7 protein-coding genes are annotated in these 9,594 nt (G+C 64.2%); 3 read left to right on the top strand and 4 right to left on the bottom strand.

All coding sequences use genetic code 11. The annotated features are described in order from the left end of the window. A partial coding sequence (locus LJE69_RS00105; RefSeq protein ID WP_296919887.1) for a hypothetical protein occupies positions 1-808 on the top strand: 808 nt, incomplete at its 5' end. Beyond that, a complete protein-coding gene (locus LJE69_RS00100) occupies positions 805-2,010 on the top strand; it encodes a VWA-like domain-containing protein (protein WP_296919885.1) in 1,206 nt (401 codons plus the stop codon). The genes LJE69_RS00105 and LJE69_RS00100, both read left to right, overlap by 4 nt. A gap of 219 nt (positions 2,011-2,229) precedes the next feature. On the opposite strand, the gene LJE69_RS00095 is transcribed toward LJE69_RS00100, so the two are convergent. The 4 genes from LJE69_RS00095 to LJE69_RS00080 form a co-directional block, all read right to left on the bottom strand. After that, on the bottom strand, positions 2,230-3,273 hold the full coding sequence (locus LJE69_RS00095) for a cytochrome-c peroxidase (protein ID WP_296919882.1): 1,044 nt from the start codon (positions 3,271-3,273) through the stop codon (positions 2,230-2,232). A 322-nt stretch (positions 3,274-3,595) separates the two neighbouring features. Continuing rightward, a complete protein-coding gene (locus LJE69_RS00090; RefSeq protein WP_367114600.1) occupies positions 3,596-4,216 on the bottom strand; it encodes a peroxiredoxin in 621 nt (206 codons plus the stop codon). Positions 4,217-4,644: 428 nt separating this feature from the next. Then, on the bottom strand, positions 4,645-6,819 hold the full coding sequence (gene katG, locus LJE69_RS00085) for a catalase/peroxidase HPI (RefSeq protein WP_296919876.1): 2,175 nt from the start codon (positions 6,817-6,819) through the stop codon (positions 4,645-4,647). Between the two features lie 838 nt (positions 6,820-7,657). Next, a complete protein-coding gene (locus tag LJE69_RS00080; protein WP_296919872.1) occupies positions 7,658-8,761 on the bottom strand; it encodes an AraC family transcriptional regulator in 1,104 nt (367 codons plus the stop codon). A 252-nt stretch (positions 8,762-9,013) separates the two neighbouring features. On the opposite strand from LJE69_RS00080, the gene LJE69_RS00075 reads away from it, so the two are divergent. Next, on the top strand, positions 9,014-9,594 hold a 581-nt coding region (locus LJE69_RS00075), incomplete at its 3' end, for a LysM peptidoglycan-binding domain-containing protein (RefSeq protein ID WP_296919868.1).

The raw sequence follows: 9,594 nt of genomic DNA, 5'->3' as shown, positions 1-9,594 counted from the left end.
CGGCATCCCCTACGTCAGCGACGGCATGGCGACCTGGAGCCCGCCGTCGTTCCTGCCCCGGGATCAGGCATCGGGCGGCATCCTGTTCTTCGACGAGCTCAATGCCGCGCCACCGTTGGTGCAGGCCAGCCTCTACCAGCTGACGTTGGATCGGCGGGTCGGCGAGTACGAGCTGCCGCCCGGCTGGCGCATCGTTGCTGCCGGCAACCGCGCCGAGGACGCCTCGGTGGTGTACCGGATGCCCGCGGCGCTCGCCAATCGCTTCGTGCACCTGGACTTCGAGGTCGACGTCGACGACTGGGTCGCCTGGGCCATGGAGGTGCAGATCCACCCGCTGGTGATCGCCTTCATCCGCGCCCGCCGGGAGCTGCTCCTGGACATGAAGAACCTGGAGCGGGCCTTTCCGACGCCGCGCGCCTGGGAAATGTTGTCCGACGTCGTCAACCGCATGGGCTCGCCGAAAGAGGCCGCCGACACCCTGATTGGCGTTGTCGGGGAAGGGGCGGCGCTGGAGTTCATCGGCTTCTGCGAGCGCTCGCTGACCGAGCAGGCGATGCTGAAGATCCTGAAGCGTCCTGAGAAGGCCAAGCTGCCCACCGGCGTGGGTGAGCTGTATGCCCTGATCAGCTACGTTTCGGCGCGTGCGAAAGACGACGCGGTGCTCGACAGCGCGGCGCGCCTGCTTGCGCGGCTCTCGCCGGAGCTCGCGGTGCTGCTGATTGGCGACATCCTGCGGGTCAACCCGGCCTTGACGCGCAAGCCGGGGTATCTCGACTTTATCCGTCAGCACGGCGATCCGCTGGTGTGAGCAATACGCTGCCCGAGTCGTTCACGCGAGCGCGGCTGCAGCTGATGCTGCGCCATCCCTTCCTCGCCGCCGCCACGGCCCGCTACCCCATCGTCGACGCGACCGAGAAGCCCTGGTGCGACACCACGGCGACGGACGGCTACTACATCTATGTCGATGCACCGTTCTGCGCGGGTCTCTCCGAGGCGCAGACGATGGGCGTGCTGGCGCACGAGGTCATGCACTGCGTGCTGGGCCACATCGACCGGCGTGGCGGACGTGACCGCCGCCGCTGGAATGAAGCGATCGACTACGCGACAAACCTTTTCCTCATCGACCGCGGCTTTACGCTGCCGGCGTCAGGGCTGCTCGACCGCCGCTACCGCGGCCTCACCGCGGAGGAGATCTACGAGCGCTTGCCAAGCGCCGAACAGGATGATGGCCCGGGAGCATCAGCATTGCGCGGCCGAGATACCAGGGATGATCCGCAGCGGAGCTCGGCAGGGTCGGACCTGCATCTGGACCTCTCGGACCTAGAGGGCGCCGCGGAGCGGCGGGCGGAGTTCCCGACCCCGCTCGAGCGACGGCGCCTCAGCATTACCCTGACGCGTGAGGTGACCAGCAAGCTGCAAGGCCGCCAGGCAGGCCTCTTAGCCGAGGGGGTCAAGCGCGCAACCAGCGCCCAGGTGCCCTGGCAAAATCTGCTTGCGCGCTTCTTCACGGGCCTGCGCCGCAACGATTTCCGGCTCTTCCCGCCGAACCGGAAACACCTATGGCGCGGGCTCTACCTGCCAAGCCTCGGGACGCCGGGACCCGAGCACGTTGTGGTCGCCATCGACACGTCCGGTTCCATGAGCGCCGAGACCCTGGGGAAGGCCCTGGGCGAGCTGGACCAGCTGCGCGCCGTGAGCGAGTGCCGGCTGACTTTGCTCGAGTGTGACACCGAGGTTCGGGTGGTCTCCGCTTTCGAGCCTTGGGAGCTCTCCACCACCGCGTTCGACGGGCGGACATTTCAGGGTCGTGGGGGCACCGATCTGCGGCCGCCGTTCAACTGGATTAGTGAGCACTTGGTGAGACGAGGTGACTACCCGGACGCGATTTTCTGCTTCACCGACGGCTACGGGACATTCCCCGGTCGTGCGCCCCCATACCCAGTGATCTGGATCGCACCCCGGACTGGCATCGCCAAGGCTCCCTTCGGGCAGCTACTGAACCTGGACTGAGCAAAAACACAGCGTCTCACGCGCTGCCAACCGAGGTCCACCAACAATGTTAGCGCGAAGCGCTCAACTGACAGCCCCGCGAGCAGGTCGTAGCCTTGATCGTCGCAGTGGAAATGAAAGTACATGTACTGGTGGATGTTTGCTGCCCGTGGCGCCAGGCCGGCGAGTCAGGACGATCAGGCGGCGACGCCAACGGCCGCTGCCTGATGCGTGGGCGGTCTATAGCTCCGGCCGCGGCGTCTTGACGGTCTCCAACGGCAGGATGGGGTATTCCACCTGCGGTTGCTCGCCGGTGAGGCTGCGCAGGAACTCGGCGATGGTGGCCACCTCGTCGTCGGTGAGCTTGGCGCCAAGTTGTGCGGTGCCCATCACGGCCACGGCCTGATTCAAGTCCCATACCTCGCCGGAGTGAAAGTAGGGGGCGGTGAGCGCGATGTTGCGCAGCGGTGCGGCGCGGAACACGTATTCGTCCGAGGCGGTATGGGTCACCCGGAACCGGCCCTTGTCGCCCGGCGGCAGGATGTCGGCGCCAGGGCGCTTGATCAGGCCGAACGGAAAGTACGCCTGGCCGCCGACGTTGACGCCGTAGTGGCAGCTCGCGCACCCCTTGTCGATGAACAGTTCTAAGCCCGCCTTCTGCTCGTCATCAAGGGCGGCGTCGTTGCCCTCCAAAAACTGGTCGAAGGGCGAGTTAGGCGTCACCAGCGTCACCTCGAAGGCCTCGATGGCCTTGGCCATGTTGTCGAAGGTGACCGGGTTCTCCTCGCCGGGGAAGGCGCTGCGGAAGTGCGCGACATACTCGGGCATGCTGTTGAGCGTCGTGACGACCCGCTCTGGCTGGTTGGCCATCTCAACGCCGGCCTGCACGGGTCCTTTGGCCTGGGCCTTCAGGTCCTCGGCGCGGCCGTCCCAGAATTGGGCGACGTTGAACACCGCGTTCAGCACCGTGGGCGCGTTGCGCGGACCCTTCTGCCAGCCGTGACCGACGGAGGTGGACAGGTTGTCGTCGCCGCCGGTGCCGAGGTTGTGGCAGGTGTTGCAGGAGATGACGCCCGAGGCAGACAGGCGCGGATCGAAGAAGAGCATCTTGCCGAGCTCGATCTTCTCGCGTGTGACCGGGTTGTTCGCGACCGCGTGCAGGCCGTAGGGGACGGGCTCCAAGCCGGCGTCTTTCGCCTTCTGGCGTAGATCAGCGTCAGTCGCGGCAGCGGCCGTGGCGACGAAACAGGTTGCGGCGGCTAATGTGATGATGCGTTTGCCCATGGTGACCTCCTCTCGCGTATTGATCTCGACACGAAGCTTCGCCGGATGCCAACGAGTCTGACGCTAGACGCGTAGCCGCCGAAAGACAATGGCAGTCGGCATGGAATCCTGACGCCTCCTCCGTTGCGGGCAGACGCGGAGGGACCCTCGGGCTAGCCGATCGAGCTGACCTACGCGCGGGTGCGGCCCATCCAACACGCGGCGACGCCGCGTGGCCTGGATACTGATCGTGCACGCTCCGCAGCTCACCCTGGCCTAGCCGGACAACAAGCGCGGCCGGCGATTCCACCGGCCTTGGTTCCGCTTACCCTCGGAGCCGGCGTCAGATCTGCTTCTTGCAGAAGTACCAGTCGGTGCATTCATAGCCCTCGTCCATGCGGGCGGCCGCAGCCTCGGCAGTGGCCGGTGGCGGCACGATCACCTTATCACCCGGCTGCCAGCCCTCAGGCGTGGCGACCTTGTTCGCGTCGGAGGTCTGCATGGCTTTGACCAGCCGCACGAACTCGTCGATGGAGCGGCCGTTGCTCATAGGGTAGTAGACCATGGCGCGCAGGACCCCCTCGGGATCGATGATGAAAGTGGCGCGCACGGCCGAGGTATCGCTCGCGCCCGGCTGGATCATCCCGTAGGCCTTCGCCACCTGCATCGACAGGTCCGCGATGATCGGGAAGCTGATGTCGACGCCGAACTTCTCCTTGATGTTGCGCTCCCACGCGATATGCGAGTAGTGGCTGTCGATGGACAGGCCGAGCAGCTCGCAGTTGATCTCCTGGAAATCCTTGTGGCGCTTGGCGAAGGCGATGAACTCGGTCGTGCACACGGGCGTGAAATCGGCCGGGTGTGAGAACAGCACCAGCCACTTGCCACGGTAGTCCTCCAAGGTCTTCACGCCATGGGTGGTCGGCGCTTCAAAGGCTGGGGCCGGCTCGTTCAACCGGGGCATGCTGGGAGTGCTTTGAGTTCTGGTTTCCATCGTGATCTACCTCTCGGAGTGGGGCTCTGGTCTTTGCACGGCGAGCGTGATGCCCGATGCATGGGCGGCATATTAGAGAATCACGATGTATTGATATAATCGTTTGAAACGGGTGACGGGATCGGGCCAGCCGATTGAGCATTCTCAATCTGGTTCACATGGCGGCGGGCACAAGTCTGTTCGGTGGCGCCTGATCCATCGCCAGCGCACAAGACCAACCGGGGCCCGGCAGTCGGCCCCCATGCATCGATAGAAGGAAGCGCGCCCAGCCGACACGATCATGCAGCTGGGCGCGAGTGACGCTTAATCGACTACAACCCCCAAGCGATCAGAGGCTTGTGGTGATGCATCCACATCCTCACAGCCATTGCGAAAGCAGTGAGGAAGTGTGCTGGGACCTACGCCAAATCGAAGCGATCGGCATTCATTACCTTCGTCCAGGCGGCGACAAAGTCTCGGACGAACTTCTCCTTGTTGTCATCCTGTGCATAGACCTCGGCATAGGCGCGCAGGATCGCGTTGGAGCCGAACACGAGATCGACGCGGGTCGCCGTCCACTTGAGTTCGCCAGTCTTGCGGTCACGGATCTCATACAGGTTGTCGCCCGCGGGCTCCCAGCGATAGGCCATGTCCGTGAGGTTGACGAAGAAGTCGGTCGTCAGGGCACCTTCGCGATCGGTGAGCACGCCGTGCTTGGTGCCGCCGTGATTGGTGCCCAGGACGCGCATGCCCCCGACGAGCACCGTCATCTCAGGGGCGGTCAGGCCCATCAGTTGGGTGCGGTCGAGCATCAGTTCCTCGGCGCTGACGGCATAGTCTTTCTTGAGCCAGTTGCGATAGCCGTCATGGATCGGCTCCAGCGGTGCAAAGGACTCGGCATCCGTCATCTCATCGGTGGCATCGCCGCGCCCGGGCGCAAAGGGCACGCTGATGTCAAAGCCGGCCGCCTGCGCCGCCTGCTCGATACCGACATTGCCGGCGAGGACGATCACATCGGCCAAACTGGCGCCACTGTCTGCCGCGATGCCCTCAAGCGCGTCGAGGACCTTGGCCAGCCGTTCCGGCTCATTGCCCACCCAGTCCTTCTGCGGCGCCAAGCGGATGCGTGCCCCGTTGGCGCCACCGCGCATGTCCGAGCCGCGGAAGGTCCGCGCGCTGTCCCAGGCGGTCGCGACCATTTCGCTGATGCTGAGGCCGCTGGCCGCGATCTTGGCCTTCACGGCATCGACGTCATAATCGGTGCGGCCAGCCGGCACCGGGTCCTGCCAGATCAGGTCCTCCTCGGGAACGTCGGGGCCGAGGTAGCGTGCCTTGGGGCCCATGTCGCGATGCGTCAGCTTGAACCAGGCACGCGCAAACACCTCTGACAGGTAGTCAGGATCTTTGTAGAACCGCTCGGCGATCTCCCGGTAGACCGGATCCATTTTCATGGCCATGTCGGCATCGGTCATGATGGGGTCGTAACGGATCGACGGGTCCTCGACATCGACAGGCCTGTCGGCTTCCTCGATGTCGACGGGCTGCCACTGCCAGGCACCGGCGGGGCTCTTTCTCGACGCCCACTCATGGTTCAGCAACATGGCGAAGTAGCCGTTGTCCCATCGGGTCGGGTGGGTGGTCCAGGCACCTTCGATGCCGCTGGTCACGGTGTTGCGGCCGATGCCGCACTGGGTCTTGTTGATCCAGCCCAAGCCCTGATCCTCGACAGGGGCCGCTTCGGGCTCAGGTCCCAACAGGGCGGCATCGCCATTACCGTGGCACTTGCCGACCGTATGGCCGCCGGCAGTCAGCGCGACGGTCTCCTCGTCGTTCATCGCCATGCGGGCAAAGGTCTCGCGGACGTCCTTTGCCGTCCGCAGCGGGTCGGGATTGCCGTCCACGCCTTCGGGGTTGACGTAGATGAGCCCCATCATCACGGCGGCCAGCGGGTTTTCCAGGTCCCGCTCGCCGGAGTAGCGGCTGTTGGGGTTGTCCGTGGGTGCCAGCCACTCCTTCTCCGAGCCCCAGTAGGTGTCCTTCTCCGGGGCCCAGATGTCCTCGCGGCCGAAGGCGAAACCGAAGGTCTTCAGGCCCATGGACTCGTAGGCCATGGTGCCGGCGAGGATAATCAGGTCCGCCCAACTGACCTTGTTGCCGTACTTTTTCTTGACGGGCCAGAGCAGGCGGCGCGCCTTGTCTAGGTTGACGTTGTCCGGCCAACTGTTGATCGGTGCGAAACGCTGATTGCCCGTGCCGGCGCCACCGCGGCCGTCGGCGATCCGGTAGCTGCCGGCGGCGTGCCACGCCATCCGGATCATCAGACCGCCATAGTGGCCCCAGTCCGCCGGCCACCAGTCCTGGCTCTCGGTCATCAGGGCGCGCAAATCATGTTTGAGCGCCTCGACGTCCAACTTCTTGACTTCTTCACGGTAGTCGAAGCCGTTCCCCATCGGATTCGTCTTGGTGTCGTGCTGGTGCAGGATGTCGAGGTTCAGTGCATTTGGCCACCAATCCATATTCGACGCGCCAGCGGCCGTGTTCGCGCCATGCATTACAGGGCATTTGCCGGCGCTCGTCGTCACCTCTGTACCCATGTTGGCCTCCGCTCGTGGCTGTAGTGATTTGGCATGCATGTCTCTCGGGGCGCATCACGCCCCAACGTGAGACTAAAGGCAGCGAGCGCAGGCCTCCAATCGTTTGCCCCCATGCCGACGATCGACCGCAACGAACAACATTGATCCAGTAATAGACCAATATTTTTAGCTCGCAGCGCAGAGGGCTTTCGGGGCAGCGCCTGCGCCCGTCGATCACAAGTGGCCGTGGCTTGCAGTCTCCGCGCGCTTTCGCATGCCGTCTGGAGCAAGCCGGGCACACTGCTTGAGCTGCGCACTTGACGGGGCCGAGACGAGTTCCGATCCAGGACGAATCGTTCTGCAAGTCGACGCGACTCTCCCTCGCCAGCACTGCGCCGACGCCGCTCCTCTTTTAGGCGGGTGTCCAATAGGGGTCGGGAGTTGCCTCTCAGGGGTTCTGTCGCGAACGTCCCAGATGATTAGTTAAGCGGACGCCTGATTTTAGGATGGGTAGCCGCCTGAACCGATCAAAAGCCGACATTGATGCCTCCAGTCCAGGACTGGCAGGATTCGGCCCATTGCGGACGGTCGATCCATGCTTTTTGAGTGCACGGGTTGGTGGCGACTGTGGGACGTCCGTTACCGGGGCGCCGAAGCGATCGTGGACGACGCCAAATAATTCATCGCGAGTGGTCGCAATAGCTGGTCTCCGGAGCGGGACGTATACGACGCCAAGCTGGGGCCGTCGGCTTCAGCAATGTTGGAGGCAGGGATACCCCGAAACGCGTCTTGCACGCGGCGACACCCCTGAGTCCAGATCGTAACGCGGCTTTGGCTTCATGAATCCTGTCCCTGAAGGTCAGCACGCCGTACCCCCATCAGGTCGATCTTGTCCTTCGACTCGCGCAGACGCTGCCCCCCGGCTTGCGCGCCACTGGCCAGGCGCCGATCCAGTCCACCGCTGGAACGCTCTGGTGAAGCTAGCGGGGTCTGCGTATCCAAGGATTTCTGCAATCTCGGTCGCCGTCGTCCGCGTGTTCTCCAGCAGCTGACACGCGAGCTCCCGGCGCGCTTCCTCGCGCTGTTCATGAAAGCTGGTCCCTGCAGCCGCCAATTTCCGATTGAGTGTTCGACGGGGAACGCCAATCCGCGCTGCTGCCGCACTCATTGAGCAATCAGGCGAGGTGACCATGGTTCGCAGCAGGCGACGAATCTGCGCGACAACGTCATCCTCGGAGATTCGCTTGAGCTCCCGCACACGCTCCTCCATGAGCTTATGCAGTAGGAAATCCGCACTCGGTACAGGCGCGCCCAGCAGGATGGATTGGAAAACGATACCGGACCGATCGGCGTCGAAGCGAGGTTGCACGCCGAAGAAGCGCTCGTAAGGGCCAACCCGTCTCGGGCGAGAGAACGCAAACAGCACGTCGTCCGGGCGCCACGGCGGACCAAACAGGCTGCGCAGGATGTTGGTTCCGATCGCGATGGCGCACGCCATGATCTGGTCCAGCGAGTCGACCTCCGCATCGAACAGGGTATACCCCAGGATCGAGTGGCTCCCCTCGCTGTCGACCCAGACGGTACCGCCCTGATCCTGCACGTCGAGGTGGCGGGAAAATGCGGCGAGTGCGTCCCCGACGTTAGCAGAGCTTCGTATCAGGTAACCGAGGGCGCCTAGGGACGACGCACCGGCATTTTGTCCCACCAGCAATCCGAAGTGCTCGCAGCCGGTGCGCTCGACACAAAGACCGAGGAGCCGGCCGGCAAAGGCCATCGACAAGGTGTTCTCCGGGTCCTCGAAGAAAGACTCGGTCAGACCAAGCTCTGCGAGCAACTCGGAAGGATCGACACCAAGGGAGCGAAGCACGGCAGGCAGGGCCAGAAGGGGGCCGGCACGCACCATGCCGGCCTCGACGATCAGGCGACCAACGTGCTTCTCACTGTCCGAAGGGGGTGTCAGCATGTGTCGCCCACTGGAGGCATGCCCAGCTTGCGCGAAGTATCAAATCTGCGGCGCGAATCATCAAGAGCACCCCCGCAATTTTTTGTAGATTCTCGCTGACTTGGAGCTGCCTGCGCCTGGCTTGCGGGAGAACGCAGGCGCTCCGATCTGACCCGTCGGGAGCCATGGAACGCGTTTTTGCACCCTTATGGTGCTGCTAATGCCCGACTATTCACCGAACGCTTGTCTCCGCAACCGCGAGGAGAACCATCAGTGACGACGCCAATACTGGGGAGATCTTCCTTGCTGCCGCCGCGGCGCTGCTGTGGGGCGCTGGCGATTGCGGCATGCCTCTGGCTAGGGGCTGGGCACGCCGCCGACAGCGGTCCCCGCCACCACGCCGAAGGCCGATACGACGCGGCCACCGGGGCCTACACAGTGGCCCCGGGGGATAACCTTGATGCCATCGCCGAGCGACTCGGCGTCAGCGTCGGTGAGCTGCGAGCGACGAACAACCTCACCTCGGACATCATCGACATGGGCCAGCAACTGGTGGTCGCAGGTGAAGCGACGGCCGCTCTGCCGAAATATGCGCCCGTCGTGCCGGCGAAGATCACGACGCCCGACACGGTCGAGACCCGGATCGGCACCTTGCGCTTCAAGGACGGCACACCGGACCCCGCTACCGCGCGGCTCGCCTACGACCAGCTCGATTTCAGCCGGGGCATTGATGCCTTCCTGACCGGCATGTCGGCAACATCGGTCCATGCCCTGTGCCGCGGCTTCGATGAGGCGGGGATCAAGCTCAACCATGGCATCGGCATCAGCGCGGACCTGTTGGATGCCCGCTCGCT

It is taken from the genome of Thiohalocapsa sp., assembly GCF_022340605.1.
Lineage (GTDB): Bacteria > Pseudomonadota > Gammaproteobacteria > Chromatiales > Chromatiaceae > Thiohalocapsa.
The sequence above is the reverse complement of the archived record's forward strand: the minus strand, read 5'-3'. Positions and strand labels throughout refer to the sequence as shown.

Bases quoted from the DNA above. Each gene is read 5' to 3' on its own strand.
- LJE69_RS00095 (WP_296919882.1), bottom strand. From the start codon at position 3,273: ATGGGCAAACGCATCATCACATTAGCCGCCGCAACCTGTTTCGTCGCC.
- LJE69_RS00090 (WP_367114600.1), bottom strand. From the start codon at position 4,216: ATGCCCCGGTTGAACGAGCCGGCCCCAGCCTTTGAAGCGCCGACCACC.
- katG (WP_296919876.1), bottom strand. From the start codon at position 6,819: ATGGGTACAGAGGTGACGACGAGCGCCGGCAAATGCCCTGTAATGCAT.
- LJE69_RS00080 (WP_296919872.1), bottom strand. From the start codon at position 8,761: ATGCTGACACCCCCTTCGGACAGTGAGAAGCACGTTGGTCGCCTGATC.